General features: G+C 65.0%; 20 protein-coding genes and 1 pseudogene. 11 read left to right on the forward strand and 10 right to left on the reverse strand.

Going from position 1 to position 22,502, the window contains the following annotated elements:
* Positions 1-395 precede the first annotated feature (395 nt).
* Both G3N61_RS16955 and trpS read left to right on the forward strand, forming a co-directional pair.
* Positions 396-551: a hypothetical protein gene (locus G3N61_RS16955; RefSeq protein WP_179258876.1), complete on the forward strand. Its 156-nt coding sequence runs from the start codon at positions 396-398 to the stop codon at positions 549-551.
* A gap of 209 nt (positions 552-760) precedes the next feature.
* The gene (gene trpS / locus G3N61_RS16960) at positions 761-1,774 is read left to right on the forward strand and encodes a tryptophan--tRNA ligase (protein ID WP_043192038.1); all 1,014 of its coding nucleotides are present in this window, start codon (positions 761-763) and stop codon (positions 1,772-1,774) included.
* A 114-nt stretch (positions 1,775-1,888) separates the two neighbouring features.
* On the opposite strand, the gene G3N61_RS16965 is transcribed toward trpS, so the two are convergent.
* From G3N61_RS16965 to G3N61_RS16980, 4 genes and pseudogenes are all read right to left on the reverse strand, one after another.
* A complete protein-coding gene (locus tag G3N61_RS16965; protein WP_205823127.1) occupies positions 1,889-2,299 on the reverse strand; it encodes a VOC family protein in 411 nt (136 codons plus the stop codon).
* Between the two features lie 345 nt (positions 2,300-2,644).
* A complete protein-coding gene (locus tag G3N61_RS16970; RefSeq protein ID WP_143331213.1) occupies positions 2,645-3,646 on the reverse strand; it encodes a hypothetical protein in 1,002 nt (333 codons plus the stop codon).
* A gap of 502 nt (positions 3,647-4,148) precedes the next feature.
* Positions 4,149-4,964 (reverse strand): Ig-like domain-containing protein, encoded by an 816-nt coding sequence (locus G3N61_RS16975; RefSeq protein ID WP_205823128.1) that lies wholly within the window; start codon positions 4,962-4,964, stop codon positions 4,149-4,151.
* A 232-nt stretch (positions 4,965-5,196) separates the two neighbouring features.
* Positions 5,197-5,668: pseudogene (locus tag G3N61_RS16980) on the reverse strand (transposase); the annotation flags it as partial.
* Positions 5,669-5,700: 32 nt separating this feature from the next.
* Here G3N61_RS16980 and G3N61_RS16985 point away from each other — a divergent pair.
* Positions 5,701-5,976 (forward strand): nuclear transport factor 2 family protein, encoded by a 276-nt coding sequence (locus tag G3N61_RS16985; protein WP_280523641.1) that lies wholly within the window; start codon positions 5,701-5,703, stop codon positions 5,974-5,976.
* Between the two features lie 25 nt (positions 5,977-6,001).
* On the opposite strand, the gene G3N61_RS16990 is transcribed toward G3N61_RS16985, so the two are convergent.
* From G3N61_RS16990 to G3N61_RS17010, 5 genes are all read right to left on the reverse strand, one after another.
* Positions 6,002-6,388, reverse strand: a complete 387-nt coding sequence (locus G3N61_RS16990; RefSeq protein ID WP_043192044.1) for a VOC family protein — start codon at positions 6,386-6,388, stop codon at positions 6,002-6,004.
* Between the two features lie 36 nt (positions 6,389-6,424).
* The gene (locus tag G3N61_RS16995; RefSeq protein ID WP_089454339.1) at positions 6,425-7,018 is read right to left on the reverse strand and encodes an SMI1/KNR4 family protein; all 594 of its coding nucleotides are present in this window, start codon (positions 7,016-7,018) and stop codon (positions 6,425-6,427) included.
* Positions 7,019-7,097: 79 nt separating this feature from the next.
* Positions 7,098-8,018, reverse strand: a complete 921-nt coding sequence (locus tag G3N61_RS17000) for a bestrophin family ion channel (RefSeq protein WP_089454338.1) — start codon at positions 8,016-8,018, stop codon at positions 7,098-7,100.
* Positions 8,019-8,195: 177 nt separating this feature from the next.
* Positions 8,196-9,203: a cytochrome d ubiquinol oxidase subunit II gene (gene cydB, locus G3N61_RS17005; RefSeq protein WP_043192049.1), complete on the reverse strand. Its 1,008-nt coding sequence runs from the start codon at positions 9,201-9,203 to the stop codon at positions 8,196-8,198.
* A gap of 3 nt (positions 9,204-9,206) precedes the next feature.
* Positions 9,207-10,607, reverse strand: coding sequence for a cytochrome ubiquinol oxidase subunit I (locus G3N61_RS17010; RefSeq protein ID WP_043192051.1), 1,401 nt, complete (start codon positions 10,605-10,607; stop codon positions 9,207-9,209).
* 425 nt (positions 10,608-11,032) lie between these two features.
* On the opposite strand from G3N61_RS17010, the gene fdhD reads away from it, so the two are divergent.
* The 5 genes from fdhD (at position 11,033) to moaD (ending at position 15,385) form a co-directional block, all read left to right on the forward strand.
* Positions 11,033-11,902: a formate dehydrogenase accessory sulfurtransferase FdhD gene (gene fdhD, locus G3N61_RS17015; RefSeq protein WP_205823129.1), complete on the forward strand. Its 870-nt coding sequence runs from the start codon at positions 11,033-11,035 to the stop codon at positions 11,900-11,902.
* Positions 11,902-13,116 (forward strand): gephyrin-like molybdotransferase Glp, encoded by a 1,215-nt coding sequence (gene glp / locus G3N61_RS17020; RefSeq protein WP_089454335.1) that lies wholly within the window; start codon positions 11,902-11,904, stop codon positions 13,114-13,116. The genes fdhD and glp overlap by 1 nt, the downstream gene beginning before the upstream one ends.
* Before the next feature lie 217 nt (positions 13,117-13,333).
* Positions 13,334-14,458 carry a GTP 3',8-cyclase MoaA gene (moaA, locus tag G3N61_RS17025; RefSeq protein ID WP_205823130.1) on the forward strand — a complete coding sequence of 375 codons (1,125 nt, stop codon included), beginning with the start codon at positions 13,334-13,336 and terminating at the stop codon, positions 14,456-14,458.
* Positions 14,459-14,505: 47 nt separating this feature from the next.
* Positions 14,506-15,075 carry a molybdenum cofactor biosynthesis protein MoaE gene (locus G3N61_RS17030; RefSeq protein WP_205823131.1) on the forward strand — a complete coding sequence of 190 codons (570 nt, stop codon included), beginning with the start codon at positions 14,506-14,508 and terminating at the stop codon, positions 15,073-15,075.
* A gap of 52 nt (positions 15,076-15,127) precedes the next feature.
* Positions 15,128-15,385, forward strand: a complete 258-nt coding sequence (gene moaD / locus G3N61_RS17035; protein ID WP_043192062.1) for a molybdopterin converting factor subunit 1 — start codon at positions 15,128-15,130, stop codon at positions 15,383-15,385.
* Positions 15,386-15,581: 196 nt separating this feature from the next.
* On the opposite strand, the gene G3N61_RS17040 is transcribed toward moaD, so the two are convergent.
* The gene (locus G3N61_RS17040; protein WP_043192064.1) at positions 15,582-17,006 is read right to left on the reverse strand and encodes a PLP-dependent aminotransferase family protein; all 1,425 of its coding nucleotides are present in this window, start codon (positions 17,004-17,006) and stop codon (positions 15,582-15,584) included.
* A gap of 686 nt (positions 17,007-17,692) precedes the next feature.
* Between G3N61_RS17040 and G3N61_RS17045 the strand changes: the two genes are divergently transcribed.
* The 3 genes from G3N61_RS17045 to G3N61_RS17055 all read left to right on the forward strand — a co-directional run bounded on the left by G3N61_RS17045 (position 17,693) and on the right by G3N61_RS17055 (position 22,490).
* A complete protein-coding gene (locus G3N61_RS17045) occupies positions 17,693-19,870 on the forward strand; it encodes a DUF4132 domain-containing protein (protein WP_205823132.1) in 2,178 nt (725 codons plus the stop codon).
* Positions 19,871-20,018: 148 nt separating this feature from the next.
* Positions 20,019-21,842 (forward strand): AAA family ATPase, encoded by a 1,824-nt coding sequence (locus G3N61_RS17050; protein ID WP_205823133.1) that lies wholly within the window; start codon positions 20,019-20,021, stop codon positions 21,840-21,842.
* Between the two features lie 3 nt (positions 21,843-21,845).
* On the forward strand, positions 21,846-22,490 hold the full coding sequence (locus G3N61_RS17055; RefSeq protein WP_043192070.1) for a 4Fe-4S single cluster domain-containing protein: 645 nt from the start codon (positions 21,846-21,848) through the stop codon (positions 22,488-22,490).
* Positions 22,491-22,502 lie beyond the last annotated feature (12 nt).

Genomic DNA, 22,502 nt, shown 5'->3' on the forward strand with positions numbered 1-22,502 from the left:
TTGGGGGCGTGCTGCTCATGACTGGAAGGCGGCTATGAACCAGTTCGCCATCCTTTACGAGGATCGATTCGTTCGACCATCCGTGTGAATCTCAACCCGCCTTGAACACGGAAATCCTGACACCCCCGAGGTGCCGCCTCCGGCCGCACGCCTCCCCGACAATTCTTGACTGTGCCCACACCGCCAAACTGGTAGGATGCCGGTCGCCTCAGCATGGACAGCGGACACAGGATACCCGATCGATCCCTTTTAATGGACCGCGACCCGCCATCCGTGCCGTCCCGCCCAGGCAACACGGTGCCCCACGGCCCCCGTCGAACCCCGCAACACCCCGGCATCGCCCCGCGCGACCCGTTGCAGCAACTGTTGGAGTGGCGCTCCCCGCGCCTGCAAGCATGAAGAAACCGAAGCAGTCCCCCCGTCCTCCGCACGGCAAAGACCGCACGCCGCTCGCGCGCACCGGCGCGCTGCTGCTGATGGCCGGCCTGCTGTACCTGCTGTGGCCGTCGGCCGAAACCGCCTACCTCGCGATGGAGTCGGTCGTACGCTGACGCAGCACGTCCATCCCCGCACTACGCTATACTCACGCAATGGAAACCCGACCTGCCTCGCCGAACGTGCATTGCTGGTGGCGCGCCTGACCCAGGCGGCCCGTTTCCTTTTGCATGTCCCAAACGTGATGCCGCCAGCGATGGCGGCATTTGCGTTTCTGCGCTGACATCATCGCTGGCGGCTTCGATAACCCGGAGCAACGACCAACATGACGCACCCGACCCGACCGACCATCCTCACCGGCGACCGCACGACCGGCCCGCTGCACCTCGGCCATTACATCGGCTCGCTGCGCGCCCGCGTGCAAATGCAGCACGAAGCGAAGCAATTCCTGCTGCTCGCCGACACGCAGGCGCTGACCGACAACATGGGTCGCCGCCAGCGCGTCACCGAGAACGTGATCGAAGTCGCACTCGACTATCTCGCCGTCGGCATCGACCCGGCGATCTCGACGATCGTCGTGCAGTCGCAGGTGCCCGAGCTCGCCGAGCTGTCGCAATACCTGCTCAACCTCGTCACGGTCGCGCGCCTCGAACGCAATCCGACCATCAAGGAAGAGATCCGCCTGCGCGGTTTCGAGCGCGACATCCCGGCCGGTTTCCTGACCTACCCGGTGAGCCAGGCGGCCGACATCACCGCGTTCAAGGCAACGCACGTGCCCGTCGGCGACGACCAGTTGCCGATGATCGAGCAGACCAACGAACTCGTGCGCCGCTTCAACGCGACCGTCGAGCAACCCGTGCTGGTCGAATGCGAGGCCGTGCTGTCGGCTGTCACGCGGCTGCCGGGGATCGACGGCAAGGCGAAGATGAGCAAGTCGCTCGGCAACGCGATCACGCTCGGCTCGACGCCGGACGAGATCACGCAGGCCGTGAAGGACATGTACACGGACCCGAACCACCTGCGCGTGAGCGATCCCGGCCAGGTCGAGGGCAACGTCGTGTTCACGTTCCTCGATGCGTTCGAGCCCGACGTGCAGAAGGTCGACGAACTGAAAGCGCACTACCGTCGCGGCGGGCTGGGCGACAGCGTCGTCAAGCGCGTGCTGAACGAGCGGCTGCAGGCGCTGATCGAGCCGATCCGCGCGCGCCGCCGCGAATTCGAGGCCGACAAGGCCGAAGTGATGGCGATCCTGAAGCGCGGCACGATGCATGCGCGGGACGTGGCCGGCGCGACGCTCGCGGAAGTTAAAGGGGCGATGGGGTTGAACTACTTCGATTGAGCGGCGCAGGCAGAGAGCTTGCGAACACGCACCGCGCGCCGGCCGTTATCGGGCCGGCGTGTGACGATCACCGCTTCACGTGTGCAAGCGAGCGTCGATGCAGGCGCAACCTCATCACGACGCGTGCGTCGGCACGGCCGCGTGGCACACCGCTTCCACCCTGTTACCGGCCGGGTCGACGAGAAACGCCCCGTAGTAATCACCGTGGTAATGCGGCCTCAAGCCGGGTTCGCCGTCGGACTGCCCGCCCGTCGACAGGCCGGCCTCGAAAAACACGTCCACCTGCTCGCGGCTCGCGGCCTTGAAGCACCAGTGCCGCTTGCTCACGCCGACTTCAACGGGATCCAGATAGACCGCCAGAAAAGTCGACGCGGTGTCGTTCGCATTGCAGCGTTCGCCGTAGCCGAGCGCGGTCGGCCGGTCATAGACCTTGGCTGCCCCGAGTGCGGCCATGATGGCATCGTAGAACGGGCGCGCAACGTCAAGATCCGGCACGCTGATGGATACGTGATCAAGCAATTGCATGGGGTTTGCTCCATTGAATGAGCGTGAGTCTACACACTCATGCCTGTTTCGCCTCGACCGACCATCCCCGCCAGCGTCCGTGCGACCGGGGCGCGGCATTCGGCCAGCATTTCGACTCGCTGAGCACCCAGACGGATGAGGCACGAAGCTGCTTTCAAGACGGGCATTGGCCCTGAACGCGGCCAGCGACACGTGGAAGACTTTCGATTCAAGCCATCCGTCACTTCGGGAATCGCACAGGCCGAGATGGCTTCCGCGCATCTCTGCCGACAGCGTCGTGCATGGATCCGCCCTTGCTCAAATCCTCCATGAGCCTCGACGTCAACGATACGCGTACCTAAGAGATCACGGGAGATTGTGAGGATTCTCGAATACTTCCCACTGCGCCCCGTCGTATCGGGCAAGCCTTCGAGACGCTAAAACCCATAAAACACCGTCCTTCGCTTCCACGGTCGCGACGTTGTCCAAGGAGAACTTGTCGCTAACCATCAACCGTTGCGGACCATTTTCATCGAGCTCATAGATACCGTCGCCGGCACCGATGAAGAGCCGATCGTTGAACCACGCCAGCGAATGAAAATCAGTACTGTGGCGCTTGCGAGCCACAGCGCCAAAGCCAGCCTGAAAGTTGCCTTTCAGCAAGGTCCCTTTGCTTCCGGCGACCCAGACGCTGTCGGCCGAGACGGGCAGGACGCAATTGAGGTGAGCCGCTGTTGCTTTTGGCAACTTCATCCAGCTCGCCCCATCAAAAAATGCCATGTATCCGTCGTTACCGACGACGTAGATAGATTGCTCATCAAGGCCGTTGATGTCGATGAGACCGATCACTTCGTCGGCGGATTGAGTCAATGCTGCAAGTAGCTCGCTTGGATCTTCGATGCTGCCAATGTCGACTTTCTTCTGGAGAAGCTGAGCATCAACGTGTATCCAGCCAGCGGTATCACGTTGATAGACTTGGCCTCCATATCCGCAAACATAGAGGTGGTCGCCGATTTCCCGAATACGAGTAACGTATCCGTAATTGGCTGATGCCGCTCCAAGGCCAGCGTCGGCGATTTTCTCGATGACTGAACCCTCCCGACTGTAGCAGTCAACGTCGCCCTGCTCACTCAGTGCGTAAATCTTTCGAACGCCATTGAGTGCGGGTTCGGGGTAGCAGCCGGATACAACTCGCCACGCCGGAAGATCGTGGTAGAACCACTTTTCAGCCGTTTGCCCCTGATAGAACACCATTCGCGAAACAGGAGTGCCTTCCGTCGACTCCAACTCATCCAACGTGCTGGACAGGTAGAACATATCTCGGTTGATCGCACAACCGGTACCGAACGTCAGCTTCGTTTTTTGCATAGTTACGCACCGAAAGAACTACCCGTGACAACACATGCATCACACGCTTACCCGACTCTACCGTAGCCCATCTGCCCCGACACGGGAAATGGCTACTACGTTCAAGACTGCTCGCCTCGCAGGAAGGAGAATCGCTCACGCTTTCAACGAATAGGGGCAAACAGGACGCTTGAGCAATTTCCGCGAGTCAGGCTCGCCCAGTTGCCGACACCCATGCATCCACTTGAATGATCATGTGCTTCGCGCCTCACGGCTGCGCCACCTATGGTATGCCCGGTTCGGCCTGCTTCAATGCGTATGCGACCTGCTCCTCCGTGAACTTGCTCGTCTTCACGGCATGACCTCCTGGTCTTGACGACAACGTCACGCCCGAACTTCCCACTTCCAAATTGGCCAGTTTTGCAGGCCGGGGGCAACGCTCATCGTTACGCTCGGCCAGAGTGGGTAAAAAGAGGGGGCGGACACTCCCGCCCGAATTACAACGATTATTTCCAAAATCCCGTTATCGCCCCGTGAGGTTTTCCGGAATCGCAACACTCGTCCCGGTGCCGCTGATGTTTGCAATCAGCGAATAACTCGACGGGAACGTCGTCGTGCAATAGTTGACGCCATTTTGCGTATAACTGTAATTGAGGAACGGGTAGCCGCTGTTGACGCCGTTCGCATCGGTGACACAGCTGCCATTGTTGAAGGCCGTGCAGTTGTACATCGCAAGCTTGTTGGGCAGGTTGGCCGACCACGAGATCGGCACACCAGCGACCGGCCTGCCCGCATCGTCGGTTACGCGCACCGAGACAGGCGACGGCGTCGCATAGAAGCCACTGCCGGCCCCGCAATCCGGCGTATGCGTGTAGGCACCCGTCTGGTTCGCGCCCGAGTTAATCGAAATGTTCGTCGCTTGCGCTACGAACACCGAGAACGTTACGGGCGTTGCGGCGCCGGCAATAGTCTCTGCGTGAATCGAGTATTTGCCAGGTCCGGATTGCAAGTGGCCTAACTGAACCTCCGCGTAACCTTGTTCATCAGTCGTGGCTCGTGCAATGGGATCGCCACGGGAACCAAAGGTGATGACTTTCTTGTCTGCGGTACGAAACTGAATCACGCTGTTTGCTGAAGGTGAGCCATCGGCTGCAAGCGCTCGGACACGAAGCGCAGGACCGTGATCGCTGCCCTCCAGCACGGCAACCTGATCACCCGCAACAGCTTGCAGCTGGACTGCCGGTCCAGCGGCATGTGCAATACCCATCGGAAGCATCACGGCAAGCGCCCATGCTGCAGTCTTTCCAACGACACGATGAGACACATAAGTCTTTTTCATATGTTCCCCACGGATTTTAATTCACGATTATTTGAATCGAATGAAATACCACTGGAAATTCAATTCCACGATAACTTAATACCTTACATTTATTCATGAACAGTTAATGACGAATGCTCGGGAAATATGTGATGTCAAAAATGTTGGGTGAACAATGCATCGCTGCGCATAACAATGAATGATTGTGTATCCACTCACGATTCGTCGATGACTTTGTTTTCGCGGCTCCAGGAAGCACATGCACGCGCCGATAGCCGTATCGAACAAGCGTCTGTGCGATTTCACGCGTGCGTTGACGCAGCGCTGTCTGCGGGCCCTTGACGCTGCGCAAGTAGTGGGTACCGGAAGCTTGCTTGACCACCCGGCACGCCCGCTGGGTCGGAAAACCGTAGTGATCCGCGATGTCGCTCACCACTCGCCTCTTCAGCGCGGACGCGGCTACTTTTTCGGGGCACGATATTCCGCAGAATGGCTTTGTCCAAACTGGGTTCTGAAACGAGCTTCCTTAGCTGCTCATGCTCGTCCTGGAGCAGCTTCAGTTCGCGGACCAGATTCGATTCCAGTCCCGCGTACTGTTTCCTCCATCGGCAATACATCTGCTCGAGTATTCGCAACTGACGAGCCAGATCCGCCACCGACATGCCCGGTTCGGCCTGCTTGAGCGCGGCCACGATCTGCTCCACCCAGTATTGCTTGCGCTTCATCGCAACCTCCCGTTCCTATTGGAAACGCGGAGATTGCCGCCTATCTTGAACAGGTGACGTCGGCGATGCGCGGCACGCAGCACACGATTTCGACGTCGCTGCTGGTCGTCGACGGCGACGCCGCGACCGCGCGAACGGCCGGCCACGCGATGATGATCTCGGCCGATGAAGCGGGCGTCGACCGCGTGTGCTTCGTCGGGCTCTGGTATCGCGACCTGCTGGTGCGAACCGAATGCGGGTGGCGGATCCGGAGCCGCACGCAGGAGCGCAGCTGGATGCAGGATGCGCCGGCGGTCGCAACCGACTGAATGCCCCGCGCGGCGGCGCCGTACTTCACTTCATCTGCATCAGTTGAATCAGGTTCCCGCACGTATCGTCGACGACCGCGACGCGCACGGGCCCCGCGTCCATCGGCTCCAGCGTGAAACGGACATCGAGCGCCTTGAGCCGCGCGAACTCCGCATCGAGATCGTCGACCTGGAACGAGGCCGCCGGAATGCCGTCCTCGTACAGCGCCTGCTTGTAAGGTCCGACCGCGCGATGGTGGCTCGGCTCGAGCAGCAGCTCGGTGCCGTCCGGCTGGTCCTTCGACACCACGGTCAGCCAGCGGTATTCGCCCACCGGCACGTTGTTCTTCAGCTTGAACCCGAGCTTGTCGGTATAGAACGTCAACGCCTTGTCCTGGTCGTCGACAAAAATACTCGTCACGTAGATTCGCATTTCAATCTCTCCTGTAGCGGCGGCCACGCCCCGCCGCTATTCTTCGTCGAAATCGATGACAAACGCATAACCGCCGTCGATCAGCTTGCGCAGGTAGCCGTCGAAGTCGTCGGCGATCACCGCATAGTTGTCGGGATCGTGCAGGAAGCGCACGACCTGCCCGACCTTGCCGCCCGGCGCCGGCTCGAAATCGATGTAGAGCTGCGACGTGCCGCCGTTGTTCACGCAATGCGAGAAGCACAGCCGCCGGCCCAGCGGCAGCGCGATGTCGATGCGTGGATCGACGAGTTCGCCGTCGTCGTTTGCGTCGTCGCCATAGATCTCCTCGATGCTATCGCGGTACTTCGCCCCTTTCTCGAGCATCTGGGCGGCCGACAGCAGGAAATACGGATATTCGTCGACGTCGGAGCCCAGCACCAGCACCTTGACCGTCGTGCCGTCGTAATCGCGCCGGTAGGTCCCGTCGAGCTTGCCGAGCAGTTCGATCAGGCTGGCCGGGCACTGCGGATACACGGCGCGCAGCGCGTCGAGTTGCGCGGGCGTCGCGCCCTTGGCGGCGGCAAGCGCCGCGTTGTCGGTGTCGGGCAGCGCGGCGCGCAGGCCGGCGAGATAGGTATCGACGAGGGTCATGGCGTCAGGTCCGAAGCACAGGCAAGCGCCATTCTAGCGCCCGACGCGATCCGCCACTTCCGCGCTTGCGCGCCCCCGCCTACGTGATCTGGTACGTCGACGCCGGCACGAATTCCTCCGGCAGCGGGCGGTCGCCCAGTTCGAGCACCGACCGCTCGATCGTGCGCGATATCGCATCGAGCGCCAGCGCGTTCGGCGCAAGGCCGAACGGCTCGGCCACCTCGCTCGCGATCGCTTCGAGCGCGATCAGCGTGTACGAGATGAACACGCAGATCAGCGGCGTGAAGAACTCCGTCGAATCGACGAGGCCGAACGGCAGCAGCACGCAATACGCATACACGGTGCGATGCAGCAGCACGCTGTACGAGAACGGGATCGGCGTCGACAGGATGCGTTCGCACCCGCCGACCGATTTGCCCACCTCGTCGAGTTGCGTCTCGAACATCCAGCAGGTCGCGTCGCTACCGGGCGCGCGGCCCAGCGCGCGGACGATGCCGCCCCGCAGCTCGTCGAGGATCGCGACGGGCTTGAAGCATTTGCCGCCAAGCTCAGTCGTGCGTTCCGCGCCGAGAATGCGCTGCAGGTCCGCCGTCGGATCGGTATGACGAAGCTGATGCTTCAGTGCATAGGTGAGCGCGATCAGCAGGTCGGCGAGCCGGTTGCGCTCGGCATCGCTCACGCTGTCGGGCAGGTAGCGATTGAACTGCGACGTCAGCGTACGCGCCGCGATCAGCAGGTTGCCCCACAGATGCCGCGCCTCCTTGAAGCGCTCGAAACTCGCGCTGTTGCGAAACCCGAGAAAGATCGCGAGCGCGAGCCCGAACAGCGTGAACGGCGCGGTGTTGAGCGGGATCTTCTCGCCGAAGATGCGCCCGTTCGTGAAGACCGCCAGCGTGCTGACGACCGCCATGAACACGAGCTGCGGAATGATCGATTGCAGCACGGAGCCGTTCCAGACGAACAGCATCCTGAGCCAGTTTTGTTGTGGTCGGACGATCATGGTGTTTTCTCGACTGCCAGGGGATGCATCAGACGGCGCGCCTGCGCCCGATGCACAACGGCCCGCGCGTGGCGGGCCGCTGTCGGGTGAATGCCGGGCACGGGTGCCGCGTTGCGCGTGATGATACGCCCGCGCCCGCCACGCCCGTCACATCATGCGGCGTTCAGTGATGGCCGCTCAGTGATAGCCGATATCGCCCTCGCGCACCTTGCCGCGGAACACGCGGTACTGCATCGCGTTGTACACGAGGATGATCGGCAGCACGATCACCGTGCCGACGAGCGCGAACTTCTGGCTCGAATGGCTCGACGACGCATCCCAGATCGTCAGCGACGGCGGCACGATGTTCGGCCAGATGCTGATCACGAGCCCCGTGTAGCCGAGGAACACGAGCGCGAGCGTCAGCAGGAACGGCGTGGCCTCGTGCTCGCGCTTCACCGTGTGGAAGATGCCCCACACGCACGCGACGACGAGGATCGGCACCGGCAGGAACCAGCCGAGGTTGCCGCTGCCGAACCAGCGATGCGCGACGGCCGGCAGCCCGATCACGGTCCACAGGCTGACCACGCCCATCACGGCGAGCAGCACGCCCGCGAGCGGCTTCATCAGGAGCCGCATCTTGCGCTGCAGTTCGCCGTCGACCTTCAGGATCAGCCAGCCGCAGCCGAGCGTCGCATACGTGACGAGCACGCCGATCCCGCACAGCAGGCTGAACGGCGACAGCCAGTCGAACGGCCCGCCCGCGAACTGGTTGTTCTCGATCTTGATGCCCTGCAGCAGCGAACCGAGCACGATCCCCTGGCAGAACGCGGCAAGTGCCGAGCCGCCAATGAACGCGAGATCCCACATGTGTTGCGTGCGGGTGGCCTTCGCGCGCAGTTCGAACGCCGCACCGCGGAAGATCAGCCCGACCAGCATCAGCACCAGCGGCAGGTAGTTCGCCGGCAGCAGCGTCGAGTACACGACCGGGAACGCGCCATAGAGCCCCGCACCGCCGAGCACCAGGAACGTCTCGTTGCCGTCCCACACCGGCGCGACGGTGTCGAGCATCACCTGGCGCTCGGCCTTCGCGTCGAAGAACGGAAACAGCAGGCCGATACCGAGATCGAAGCCGTCCAGCATCACGTAGATGAATACGCCGAGGCCGATGATCGCGGCCCAAATGACAGGAAGATCGATTTGCATGGCTTACTCCGCTTCGGTCACGTTCAGCGGCGTGGACAGCGCGCTCTTGCGCAGCCCCGGATGCCGGTGCAGCTCGATATACCCGGCCTGGGCAGCCGGCCCGCGCTTCATCAGTTTCATCATGTAATAGATACCCGTTCCGAACACCAGGAAATACACGACCACGAAGATCAGCAGCGACACGCCGACCTGCTGCGCGCTGAGCGGCGCAACCGAATCGACGGTGCGCAGCACGCCGTACACGGTCCACGGCTGCCGCCCGACCTCGGTCGTGATCCAGCCGGCCAGCAGCGCGAGGATGCCCGACGGCCCCATCGCCACCACGAACCACTGGAACCAGCGCGTTTCATACAGCCGCCCGCCCTTTCTCAGCAGCAGCCCGAGCAGCGCGGTGAGCAGCATCAGCATCCCGAGGCCCGCCATGATCCGGAACGTCCAGAACACGATCGGCGAATACGGGCGATCCTGCGGCGGGAATTCCTTCAGCCCGCGAATCTCGCCGCTCCAGCTGTGCGTGAGGATCAGGCTGCCGAGGTGCGGCACCTGGATCGCATAGTGCGTGGTTTCAGCCTGCATGTCGGGCAGCCCGACGAGGTTCAGCGCGGTGCCGCCCTTCTCGGTTTCCCACAGCCCCTCGATCGCCGCGATCTTCGCCGGCTGGTATTCGCGCGTGTTCAGCCCGTGCGCGTCGCCGACGACGATCTGGATCGGCGCGAGGATCAGCAGCATCCACAGCGCCATCGAGAAGCTGCGCTTCACCGGCTCGTCGCGGCGCCCCTTGAGCAGGTGCCACGCGCCGCACGCGGCGACGATGAAGCCCGCGACGATGAATGCCGCAATCGTCATGTGTACGAGGCGGTACGGGAACGACGGGTTGAAGATGATCTTGAACCAGTCGACCGGCACGACGAGGCCGTTCTCGATCTTGTAGCCCTGCGGGGTCTGCATGAAGCTGTTCGACGCGAGAATCCAGAACGTCGAGATCAGCGTGCCGACCGCGACCATCAGCGTCGCGAAGAAGTGCGCGCGCGGGCTGACGCGCTGCCAACCGAACAGCATCACGCCGAGGAAGCCGGCTTCGAGGAAGAACGCCGTCAACACTTCATACGTGAGCAGCGGGCCCGTGATGTTGCCCGCGACGCGCGAGAAGCCGGCCCAGTTGGTGCCGAATTCGTACGCCATGACGACGCCGGAGACCACGCCCATCCCGAAGCCGATCGCGAAGATCTTCGACCAGAACTGGAACATGGATTTGTAGGCGGCGTCGCCGGTGACGAGGTAGCGCCATTCCAGCACTGCCAGGAAGCTCGCCATGCCGATGCTGATCGCCGGAAACACGATGTGGAACGACACCGTGAACGCGAATTGCAATCGGGCGAGATGGAACGCATCGAAGATTTCCATGACCGTAATTTGCTCGTGGTTGTGAGGACGTACGCCCGAAGCAGGAAATCGCGCGACGGCTTGGCGACAACACATGCGAACACAAACGGTCACTCGCATGGCATCGAAGCGTGAATGACGATATCGCGTTTGCAACGATACTCGCAATCGTTCGAACGTGCGCTGAAACTGTGCTGCTTCCGCTGCCGAAGATGTGTGCCCGGAAAACACATTTCGTGCCGGCGGGATGGCCAGCTGTACTGCTTTCCGCGTTGCAGCGCTGTACATCCGGCGCACCTTTCATCCCCGTTAACATCCGATGCAAAGCCTGCTCGCGGCCACGGCGCGCCCCTCGGTCGCCCCCGCCCGGCAGCATCGAATCCCCTGGTCGGGCATCCGCGCCCGCCCCGGCCGGCCCGCCGGCCGATCCGCCTGGAGAAAACCGCATGGAGTCCTGCATCCGCCGCGACGATCCGACCGGCAGCACCGCGTGTCATGTGACACGTCACCGTGCCGGCGAAGCGCGCGACACCGTCGACCGCGTCGTCGACGAAACGCCGGTTGCACTCGTGTTCAACGATATTGCGCACACGGTCATGATGGCGACCCCGATCGACCTCGACGTGTTCGGCCTGGGTTTCGCGCTGAGCGAAGGCATCGTCGAGCGCGCGTCGGACGTTTTCGATATCGAAAGCGAATGCCGGCCCGGCAGCGCCGAAGTGCGGCTGACCGTGTCGCAGCAGGCGTTCATGGCGATGAAGGCGCACCGGCGCGCGCTCGCCGGCCGCACGGGCTGCGGCGTGTGCGGGATCGAAAGCATCGCGCAGCTCGACCTGCACCCGCCGCGCATCGCCGCTGCCGGCACCGCAGCCGGTATCGGCGCGGACGCAATCGCCCGCGCCGCGCGTGAGTTGTCTGCCCACCAGACGCTGATGCGCGAGACGGGCGGCATTCACGCGGCCGCCTGGTGCGATCGCGACGGCGCCGTGCTCGACGTGTTCGAGGACGTCGGCCGCCACAACGCGCTCGACAAGCTGATCGGCCGGCTCGCGCGGCGTCGTGCGAACCTGCACGAAGGTTTCGTGTTCCTGTCGAGCCGCGCAAGCTACGAACTGGTGCGCAAGGCCGCGCGGGTCGGCATCCCGATGATCGCGACGATCTCGGCGCCGACGTCGCTCGCAATCGACGTCGCCCGCGAAGCGGGCGTGCGGTTGCTCGGCTTCTGCCGCAACGACGGTTTCGTCGAGTACGTGTCGCCCGACGCCGTTCAACCTGATCAACCGGCGCTTGCTCAAGCGCATCCGGCGCTCTCCTGATGAAACCACTGACCGATTTCGATACCGCGCAGCAGCATTTCGCGAGCGCGTTCGCGCCGCTCGAGGCCACGATCTCCCTCCCGGTCGCGGAAGCCGCCGGCCACGTGCTCGCCGCGCCGCTCACCGCCGTGCTCGACCAGCCGCCGGCCGACCAGAGCGCAATGGACGGCTACGCCGTGCGTCATGCGGATCTCGCACTGGGCGAGCCGCTGCACGTCGCCCAGCGCTGCTATGCAGGCGACACGCCGGCGCCGCTGGCCCCGCGCACGGCGGCACGCATCTTCACCGGCAGCATGATTCCGCCGGGCGCGGACACCGTCGTGATGCAGGAACATGCACGCGAGCTGGACGGCTGGGTCGCGTTCGATGCGCCGCAGCGCAGCGGCTCGCACATCCGCCGCCGGGGCGAGGAAGTGCGCGCCGGCGACCTGCTCGTGCCGGCCGGCGTGCGGATGGGCGCGATGCATGTCGGCGTGGCGGCCGCGCAAGGGTTCGCGCGCGTCGACGTGCGCCGGGCGCTGCGCGTCGGCATCCTGACGACCGGCGACGAACTCGTCGCGTGCGGGCAGCCCCGCGCGCCGCAACAGATTTACAACAGCAATGCGCCGATGCTCGCCGCGCTGGTGACGGGAACCGGCGCCGAGGTCGCGATGAGCCTGCATGCGGCCGACACCGCGCCCGCCGTCGATCGTGCGCTGCGCGATCTGCACGCGGGCTGCGACCTCGTGATCTGCGTCGGCGGCGCGTCGGTCGGCGACAAGGATCTGCTGCGTCCCGCGCTGGACGCGCTCGGCGCCTCGTTCATCGTCGCCGGCGTGCGCATGAAGCCGGGCAAGCCGGTGGCACTCGCCCGGCTCGACACGCAACCGGTGGTGCTGCTGCCCGGCAATCCGGGCGCCGCGATGACCGCGTTCGCGCTGTTCGTCGCGCCGCTGATCCGCCGCCTGCAGGGGCGCAGCGCGCGCCTGCCGAGCGTGCCGTCGCTGCCGATCGACGGCGACTTCGAACCGGATGCGCAGCGCGAGCGCTTCGTGCGCGTGCATTGCACCGTCGGCCTCGACGGCATGCCCGCCCTCGACACGCTGCGCCAGCAAGGCGCCGGCACGCTGCAGTCGCTCGTGCAGGCGAGCGGGCTGGCCCGGCTGCCGGCCGGGCAGCGCATCGCGTGCGGCGACGCGGTACCGTATTACGAATTCGCGCACTGGCTCGCATGATCGCGACGCCGGACCCGCGCCCGATCCGCGCCCTTCGCCATACGGGCCACGCAGGCCGCACCGGCCGCACGGCGAACTGTATTCCTGCAATTCGGGCGCGATTGTGTCCCTGCCGGAAAAACCCGGCGGACTATCCTCACGAAGAGGCTCGTCACGCGCCGTGCGCCTGCCCATCCGCACACGCACGGCCGACCGGCGACGCCCCACCGCTTACTTCTTGCAGGCCGACGAACCGATCGTGAATGCCATCGTTTCCGCCGCGCCGGCCGCTGCCGCACTGTCCGGCAGCGCATCGCCCGGCGCTTTCCCCCGCACGACCGACACGCTCGGCCGCCCGCTGCGCGACTTGCGCCTGTCCGTGATCGATCAATGCAATTTCCGCTGCGGCTACTGCATGCCGCGCGAAAGCTTCGGTGCCGACTACGCATTCATGCCGTCGTCCGAGCGACTGTCGTTCGCGCAACTGGAAAAGATCGCCCGCGCGTTCACGTCGCTCGGCGTCGAAAAGATCCGCATCACGGGCGGCGAACCACTGTTGCGCCGCAACCTCGAAGCGTTGATCGAACGCCTCGCCGCGCTGACGACCGTCGACGGCAAGCCCGTCGAAATCGCACTGACGACCAACGGCTCGCTGCTGGCCGCGAAGGCGCGCACGTTGCGCGACGCGGGGCTGTCGCGCGTGACCGTCAGCCTCGATGCGCTCGACGACGCGGTGTTCCGCCGGATGAGCGATGCCGACGTGCCCGTGTCGCGCGTGCTGGCCGGCATCGAGGCCGCGCAAGCGGCCGGGCTCGCGCCGGTCAAGGTCAACGCGGTGATCGAGCGCGGCGTGAACGACGACCAGATCCTGCCGCTCGTGCGCCACTTCCGTCATACCGGCGTGGCCGTGCGCTTCATCGAATACATGGACGTCGGCGGCGCGAGCTTCTGGTCCGGCGACAAGGTCGTGCCGGCCGCACGGATGCGCGAAACGATCGACGAACACTATCCGCTCGTGCTCGTCGGCGAACCGGCGCACGACGCGACCGCGATCCGTTGCGCACACATCGACGGTGCCGGCGAGGTCGGCTTCATCGCGAGCGTGTCGCATCCGTTCTGCGGCACCTGTTCGCGCGCCCGCGTGTCGGCCGACGGCAAGCTCTATACGTGCCTGTTCGCGACGCAAGGCACCGACCTGCGGCCATGGCTCGACGACGCAGCATCGACCGCCGACCTCGCCGCCGCCGTGCGCGATCGCTGGACACACCGCGACGACCGTTATTCCGAGCGCCGGGCCGCACGGCCGGCCCGCGCGCCGGGCAAGACCTATCCGACCGTGCGCATGTCGCTGGTCGGCGGCTGAGGGGCCGCCGCGCGACACAGAACGCACCGCCTACAGGAGAACCTGTCATGACGACCTTCACCGAATCCCGTGCCGGGCTGCCGGACGATCCGTTGCACGCCGGCGGCCCCGCTCCCGACGGCGCGACCGAGCCGCGCCCCGAGCCGCCACCATCGATTACCGCCGGCTTCGAAGTGCGCGTGCAGTACGCGCCGATCGACGCCGGCGCCGAGCTCGCGCCGATCGTTCGTAATCCGAATGTCGGCGCGGTCGTGAATTTCCTCGGCGTCGTGCGCAACGAAGGCGACGTCGACGATGTCGTCGCGCTCGAGGTCGAGCACTATCCGACGATGACCGAACAGGCCCTGTGGAGCATCGTCGAGGAAGCCAGCGCGCGCTGGCAGCTCGAAGCGATCAAGATCGTGCATCGCGTCGGGCGCATTCCGCTCGGCCAGGCAGTCGTGCTGGTCGTGGTGGCCGCCGCGCATCGCGGGTCCGCATTCGATGCGTGCGAATTCCTGATGGACTTCCTGAAGACCCATGCACCGTTCTGGAAAAAGGAGATCCGCCACGACGGCGTATCCGGCTGGGTCGAGGCGAAAGCGCACGACGACCAGGCGATGCGGCGCTGGGGCTGAGCGTGCGCGCTGCACCCTTTCCGATTCCGCCGACTCCTTTCAAGACATCGCGATGAAACTGACGATCAAATACTTTGCAAGCATTCGCGAACAACTCGATCGCGACGAGGAAATCGTCGAGATCGATGCGCGCGAACTCACCGTCGACGCACTGCGCGACACGCTGGCCGCACGCGACGCGCGCAGCGCGGAAGCGCTGCGGATGGACCGGCCGGTGCGCGCGGCCGTCAATCTCGAGATGGTGACGGGCGGCTTCGTCGTGCGGGAGGACAGCGAGGTGGCGTTTTTTCCGCCGGTGACGGGCGGGTAACGCACGTCAGGCCAGTCGCGCGGGCGCTCTGCGGTGCCCGCCCGACCCGCGATGGCCTGGGCGATGATCGCGGATGCCATCGGATCCGCCTTCGGTGCGGCCACCGCTGCTGGCCGTCGCAACGACAAGTGACAAATGACAAAGCCGGCACAAGGCCGGCTCCGTATTTGAAGCGCGGGACGCCGGCCGCCCCCGTCTACCGCATGCACGCCGTGGCCAGCTTCCCGACCGTGATCACCGCCTGCTCGATCTCCGGCGACCACGGGCTGCTGTAGTTCAGCCGGATGAAGTTCCGGTAGCTGTCCGTGATCGAGAACATGTAGCCGGGCCCGATCGTGATCCCCTGCTCCAGCGCGAGCTGGTACAGCCGCATCGCGTCGACCTGCGCGGGCAACTCGACCCACAGCACGTAGCCGCCCGCCGGGCTCGAGATGCGCGTGCCCTCCGGAAAGAACCGCGACACCATCGCGCGCATCAGGTTCGCCTGCTGCGCATACGCCTTGCGCAGACGCCGCAGGTGATGCTCATAGCCGTCGCGTTCGAGAAACTCCGCGATCGCGAGCTGCGGCAACGACGGCGTCGCGAGCGTGTTCAGGAATTTCAGCTTCTCGACCTGGTCGCGATAGCGGCCCGGCAGCGCCCAGCCGATCCGGTACGCGGCCGTCAGGCTCTTCGAAAACGACGAGCAATGCAGCACGATCCCGCTGCGATCGTAGGATTTCAGCGAACTCGGATGCGCGTCGCCGAAATACAGTTCGTTGTACACGCCGTTCTCGATCAGCGGCATCCCGGCCTTCGTGGCGAACTCGACCAGTTCGCGCTTGCGCTCGTCGGGCATCTGGAAGCCGAGCGGGTTCTGGAAGTTCGGCATCACCATGCACGCGGCGATCGGCTGCGATTTCGCGATCGCGGCCAGCGCCGCGATATCGATTCCGTATTCCGGATGCGTGGCCACCTCGATCGCCTTCATCCCCATCCGTTCGATCGCGTGCAGCATCGCGTAGAACGTCGGCGACTCCACCGCGATCGTGTCGCCGGGCTTCGCGACGGCCTGCAGACACAGGTTGATCGCCTCCGTCGCACCGACCGTCACGATGATCTCGTTCGGGTCGACCGACATCCCGTTTTCCAGGTAGCGGCGCGCGATCTGCCGGATCAGCCGCGGATGGCCGGGCGGCAGCCCGTCCGTCACGCCCCACAGCGATTTGTCGCGGCCGGCCGCATACGCGTAGCGGTTCAGCTTCTCGAACGGGAACAGGCTCGGATCCGGATACGGCGAGCCGAGCGGCACCGCGTCGTCGGTACCGATCGAGCGCAGCGTCGACAGCACGAGCCGGCTCACGTCGACCGACGACGAGATCGCGATCGGTTTCGACGGCCGCAGCTCGCGCACCGGCGCATGACTGTCGTCGCGCCGCAGGTTCACGAAATAGCCGGACTGCGGGCGGCTTTCGAGCAGCCCGCGGCTTTCCAGCAGCAGATAGGCATGCAGCACGGTCGTGATGCTGATCCGGTGCTGCTGGCTCGCCTGCCGCACCGACGGAATCCGGTCGCCGTGCCGGTACACGCCCTGGCGGATCAGGCGCTCGATGTCGTCCGCGAGTTTTTCATAGAGTTTCATCGCGTGCCTCCCGCCGGCCTGCGCAGCTGGCCTGCCCGGCCGTTTACGTCGGACACGCACGTGTTTTGCCCGCCGACCGGGCCGTCGTGATTCCTGATCTTTCCCTCCGGTGTTGCCTTTTCCATCGCACTGGCTCTCTCTTGAAGATGCGCCGACAGGGTTCCGGTACGACTGGATCTGCGGCACTGTGCACTTGATGATGGAATCTTAAGAGCAGAACAGTTGGCGACGAGTACACACATCGATCGTGCGAACAAGAGTACAGTTCGGCGCGAATCGCGCGTGGCAGAAAAACTGTACGTCTTATGAATGGGCCGCGATGGCGGCGAATCGCGCGCAGCGGCGCCGGACGGAGGTTCGTGACTTTACGGAACGGCACGACAGCGATGACGCATGCACTCGGTGGCCGGGACACGTTGCCGGGCGAATCCGGAGGGAAAACTGTGCGATCTCACGGTTTTTCATACAATTCCGCCCGTCAGCCGCCAAAAACTCGTCGATCGCACGGTTTCTTCCTGAATTTCGCCGTCGGGATGTAACACAGCGACGCTCGGCGGCGAGATGCACCTGCTGCGCGCGATCCGCCCTATCGTCATCCACGAGATGGTCGAGCGGCGGCTGCCGCGCTGACGCCACGACACCACCGACGCCGATCCGATCCCGCCACGCGAGGGCCGCCCAACATCATGACCGAATCCATCCACCCGCCTATCGTCGACCAGCTCGTCGCGCGGCTGACCGACACCGCCGATCACCCGCGCTTCACCGGCGCGCCGCTCGACCTGTCGACGCTCGACGCGCACGCGCTCGGCGCGGTGTGGCCGGCACTGCGTCGTGTCGAGGAACGCGTCGCGCAGCACGACTACGCGCGCGACGATCCGCGCGCCACATTCGCGCGCTGGCTGCGCGAGCAGATCGACGCACTCGATTTCGCGCCGCTCGTCGACGCCGAAGCCGCACTCGACCTGTTCCGCGACATTCCAGCCGGCGCGTGGCGGCGCGCGTTACAGGAACTGTCGTGTCTCGACGCGCGGCCCGCGCCCGCACTGCAGGCCGAACTCGCGCGCATCCTCGACGAACCGCAGAACGACGGCCTGCATAGACTCTCCGTGTACGGGAAATATGCCCTCCTCTCGTTCGCCGGCCGGCGCGATATCACGGCCTTGCGCGACGAGTATGCGCAGTTGAATGCCGATTCACCGGCGCGCGTGCGCGAGCTCGACGTGCTGCCCGAACTCGGGCCGGCCGCGCTGCTCGCGCTGGCCGCGACGAACGACGGCTATTTCGCGCCGAAGCGACTGTGGTTCAACGCCGACGACCCGGCCGCCACGCTCGCGGAGGAGCCCGCTTACGTCGACTTCGCGCGCGCCACGCTGACCGAAGCCGCGCGGCACGTCGCCGCGATTCACGCGGGCGACGTCCCCTATCAGGCCGATCGCGCGTTCACGACCGACGACGCACAGGTCGTCGCGCGCGCGGCGCGCGTCGCGGCCTATCGCGACGCGCCGTGGCTCCCCGCGCTGATCGGGCCGCTGCTGACCGGCGTGTGCGTCGCGCCGACCGCCGCGAAAACCGCGCCGTCGCAATCGCTCGCGATCGCGCTCGGCCACGCGGTCGAGACGATCCCGACACCCGAGAGCCTGCGTGCGCTGCGCGATGCGCTGGCCACCGTGCGTCACGCGGGCGTGCAGAAGAAGCTCGCACGCAACCTGAAGCCCGCCGAACGCGCGCTCGGCGAGCGGCCGAACACCGCGCTGCGCATGACGCTCGACGCGAAACCCGACAAGAAGCAGCTCACGATGCTCGCCACCTGCATGGAAGCGGGGTTCTGGCAGTCGATGACGCTGGGCCATGCCGAATGGCGCGAGCGCCTCGTCGATGCGCCGGCCGGCGCCGCGTTCTCGACCCGCACGATCTGGCAGGCACGTGCGCGCGACGGCGCGACGGTCTCGTTCATCCCCGAGATCGCGAAAGGCAAGATCGTGCTGCGCGATGCCGCCGGCGCGGCGTGCGAACTCGACGCCGACAGCGAGATCCGGCTCTGGCATCCGCTGCTGGCCGATGCGGACGAGCGGCTCGCGTGGCAGCGCGCGATCGTCGGCCGTGCGATCCGGCAGCCCGTTCGGCAGGCGTTCCGCGAGTTCTACGTGCCGGCCGCCGAAGACGCTGCCACCAGTCATTCCGCGATGTTCGAAGGTCATGTCCTCGCGAGCCGCCCGCTGATCGGCGTCGCGCGCCGCGAAGGCTGGTCGATCCGCGCGTACGACGACGGCCTCGCACGCGAGTTCGGCGACGTGCGCGCAACCTTCAGCGTCGCCGCGCGGCTCTTTCCCGGCACGGACGGCCAAGGCACGTCGGGCCGGCTGCACGTCGAACGCAGGCGCGAGCGGCGCTGGATCGCCGCGCCGCTCGGCGAAATCGATCCCGTGGTGTTCTCGGAGGTGGCGCGCGCGGTCGACCTGCTCGTCAGCGTCGCCGCCTTCGCACTCGACGATGAAGCGACGCGCGCGGCCGACACGCTCGCGGACCCGGTACGCCAGCGCGCCGCGCGGAACGAGCGCGAGCAGCGCCTGCACCGGCTGTCCGACCTGCCGCTCGGCGCGATGGCGCGGCATCGCAAGCAGGTGCTCGCGCTCGTGTTCGCCGAACCGATCGCGCAAGGCCGGATGACGATCGACGAACGCCATGTGCGGGTCGGCGCGTGGTCGGTGCATTGCGCGACCGGGCGCGTGACGCGCGACGGCGAACCCGTCGAACCCGCGATCGAACCGCCGCCGTCGCCGCTGCGCGCGGTGCCGTGGCTGCCTTACGACGAAGCGCTGCTGCAGCGGATCGTCGACGTCGTCGCGGGGCTGCTGGGCTAAACCGGAAAATGAACAGAGCCGTCGAGATTCATTGCTCGACGCCGATAAAACGATCGACGTGTTTCCGGCAGCCCTATTCATTCGGCATATATCGGTCGGGTGGCTGTGATAACGTTTTGCTTTCGCTTTCTTTGCGCACCATCACGACATGCCTGCCTACGTCAAACCCAGATGGTTACGGGATCTGCTGCGGTTCCTCCCGTTGAAAAGCCAGTTCGTGCTGTCGGGAAACGTCCGCGATTTACAGGCCTGTGAAGTTGCCCCCGAAGTGGTGACCGCGCAGTCGCTGGTGAATACACTCGGCGACAATCTCCGCGAGGCGGGTTATGCGCAGCTCGTCGTCTGGAATCCGATTTCCGGCTTCACGGTGCCCGACAGCCGGGTGTCGCCCACGGAGCCTGCCGATGAAACCCTGCGACGTCTCGGCCTGACACCGGTCGATGGCACGGCACCGGGCGGCATCGATGCACTCACCGCATGCGTTGAACGCCTGGTCGCGCTGCCCGGCCCGCCGATTGCCCTCGTCGTCGATTTTGCTTCGCGACTGGCGATTCGCGCCGAAACGCTGAACCCGGCCGAGCACACGCTGTTCACGCGCGCACTGGTGCTGGCGCATATGGCGGCGCCCCGCCCCGCGGGAGAACTGCGACGTCCGTTTTTCAATACCGTGATCTGGATCGTCGACAAGGAAGGCGACCTGCCGGACTGGTTGCTGATCGACAATCCGCGCATCCGGCATATTCCCGTGTCGAAACCCGACAGTGCCGCCCGTCGTGCGTTGGCCGGTGCATTGCTGCGCGGCGTACCCGGTGCCCAGAGCGCTACGCCGGACCATCTTGCCGAGGCGGCGTCCGCGTTCGTCGACGGCTCCGAGGGATTGCTGCTCGCCGACATGAATGCGATCGCCACGCTCGCCCGCGTCGAGCAGGTGCCCCTCGACAAAATTGCCGACGCCGTGCGGCGTTATAAAGTGGGCGTCACCGAGGATCCGTGGCAGCAAATCGACCGCGACAAGATCCGTCACGCCGACGCGTTCATTCGCCGCCGCGTCAAAGGGCAAACGCACGCGGTCACGCACATGCTCGACCTCGTCAAGCGCGCGATGACGGGGGTGGGTTCTCAGCGGAAAGGCAACCGGCCGCGCGGTGTCGCGTTCCTCGCCGGCCCGACCGGCGTCGGGAAAACCGAACTCGCCAAGACGATCACGAGCCTGCTGTTCGGTGACGAAAGCGCGTACATCCGCTTCGACATGTCGGAATTCAGCGCGGAACACGCCGACCAGCGGCTCATCGGCGCGCCGCCCGGCTACGTCGGCTACGACGTCGGCGGAGAATTGACGAATGCGATTCGCGAACGCCCGTTCAGCGTGGTGCTCTTCGACGAAATCGAAAAAGCGCATCCGCGCATTCTCGACAAGTTCCTGCAAATCCTCGACGACGGCGTACTGACGTCAGGGCGCGGCGACCGCGTGTACTTTTCCGAAGCATTGATCGTTTTCACGTCGAACCTCGGCATTTACCGCCAGGACGAATCGGGTCAGCGCGTCGCGAATATCCAGCCGGGAAACGACTTTGCGGAGATCCAGAAGAAGGTACTCGGGGAAATCCAGCAGCATTTCAAGCTGGTCCTGAACCGGCCTGAAATCCTGAACCGCATCGGCGAAAACATCATCGTCTTCGACTTCATCCGCAAGGATGTCGCGACGGAGATCTTCGAGCAGATGGTGCGCGCCGTGCTCGACGACGTCGCGTCCCAGGGTATCGCCGTCGACCTGGACGAAACTTCCCGGATCGCACTCCAGGCGCAATGCCTCGGCGATCTATCCAACGGCGGCCGCGGCATCCGCAACCAGATCGAAGCGCATCTGCTCAACCCGCTGGCACGCGGCCTGTTCGATCAGGATGCGGCCGCCGGCGATCGCTTCGTCATCTCGGGCATCGACTCGGGTGCGTTCCAGTTGCACAAGCGGTAGGCCATGGACATCCGTGTTTCGCGCCTGCACTTTCCCGTGACGACACTCGGGCCGGGGCAGCGGATCGGCATCTGGTTTCAAGGTTGCACGATCCGATGCCCGGGCTGCATTTCGATGGATACCTGGGCGCACGCCGGCGGCGAAACCACCGTCGATGCGCTGTTGGCGCAGGTCCGAACCTGGCTGCCCGACGCTACCGGCATCACGATCTCGGGCGGCGAGCCGTTCGATCAGCCCGATGCGCTGATTGCGCTCCTGCATGGCCTGCGACAGCTGTCGGCAGGCGACATCCTCGTCTACAGCGGCCACCCGATCGAATCCCTGGCCGATACGCTGGCACGCGCCGACGGCCTGATCGATGCGCTGATCTCCGATCCGTTCGACATCGACGCGCCGCAGACACGCGCGCTGCGCGGCAGCGACAACCAGCGGCTGCATTGCCTGACGGCACTCGGCCATGCGCGTTTTGCGCAGGTCGAGCGCGCGCCACGGCACACCGGCAAAGCGCTGGACGTCATGTTCGACGAGGACGGTAGCGTCTGGTTCGCGGGGATCCCAGGCCGGGACGATTTTCAACGGTTGAGAGACCTATTGACCGATCAGGGGCATCACGTCCGGATCAGCGCCGACAAGGCGAGAAACAGATAAGACAGGAAATGT

It is taken from the genome of Burkholderia sp. Ac-20349 (assembly GCF_017104865.1).
In the GTDB taxonomy this organism is placed as follows: Bacteria; Pseudomonadota; Gammaproteobacteria; order Burkholderiales; family Burkholderiaceae; genus Burkholderia; species Burkholderia aenigmatica.

Coding starts and splice junctions, on each gene's coding strand:
- G3N61_RS16955 (WP_179258876.1), top strand. CDS start 396: ATGAAGAAACCGAAGCAGTCCCCCCGTCCTCCGCACGGCAAAGACCGC.
- trpS (WP_043192038.1), top strand. CDS start 761: ATGACGCACCCGACCCGACCGACCATCCTCACCGGCGACCGCACGACC.
- G3N61_RS16965 (WP_205823127.1), bottom strand. CDS start 2,299: ATGCAATTGCTTGATCACGTATCCATCAGCGTGCCGGATCTTGACGTT.
- G3N61_RS16970 (WP_143331213.1), bottom strand. CDS start 3,646: ATGCAAAAAACGAAGCTGACGTTCGGTACCGGTTGTGCGATCAACCGA.
- G3N61_RS16975 (WP_205823128.1), bottom strand. CDS start 4,964: ATGAAAAAGACTTATGTGTCTCATCGTGTCGTTGGAAAGACTGCAGCA.
- G3N61_RS16990 (WP_043192044.1), bottom strand. CDS start 6,388: ATGCGAATCTACGTGACGAGTATTTTTGTCGACGACCAGGACAAGGCG.
- G3N61_RS16995 (WP_089454339.1), bottom strand. CDS start 7,018: ATGACCCTCGTCGATACCTATCTCGCCGGCCTGCGCGCCGCGCTGCCC.
- G3N61_RS17000 (WP_089454338.1), bottom strand. CDS start 8,018: ATGATCGTCCGACCACAACAAAACTGGCTCAGGATGCTGTTCGTCTGG.
- cydB (WP_043192049.1), bottom strand. CDS start 9,203: ATGCAAATCGATCTTCCTGTCATTTGGGCCGCGATCATCGGCCTCGGC.
- G3N61_RS17010 (WP_043192051.1), bottom strand. CDS start 10,607: ATGGAAATCTTCGATGCGTTCCATCTCGCCCGATTGCAATTCGCGTTC.
- fdhD (WP_205823129.1), top strand. CDS start 11,033: ATGGAGTCCTGCATCCGCCGCGACGATCCGACCGGCAGCACCGCGTGT.
- glp (WP_089454335.1), top strand. CDS start 11,902: ATGAAACCACTGACCGATTTCGATACCGCGCAGCAGCATTTCGCGAGC.
- G3N61_RS17030 (WP_205823131.1), top strand. CDS start 14,506: ATGACGACCTTCACCGAATCCCGTGCCGGGCTGCCGGACGATCCGTTG.
- moaD (WP_043192062.1), top strand. CDS start 15,128: ATGAAACTGACGATCAAATACTTTGCAAGCATTCGCGAACAACTCGAT.
- G3N61_RS17040 (WP_043192064.1), bottom strand. CDS start 17,006: ATGAAACTCTATGAAAAACTCGCGGACGACATCGAGCGCCTGATCCGC.
- G3N61_RS17045 (WP_205823132.1), top strand. CDS start 17,693: ATGACCGAATCCATCCACCCGCCTATCGTCGACCAGCTCGTCGCGCGG.
- G3N61_RS17050 (WP_205823133.1), top strand. CDS start 20,019: ATGCCTGCCTACGTCAAACCCAGATGGTTACGGGATCTGCTGCGGTTC.
- G3N61_RS17055 (WP_043192070.1), top strand. CDS start 21,846: ATGGACATCCGTGTTTCGCGCCTGCACTTTCCCGTGACGACACTCGGG.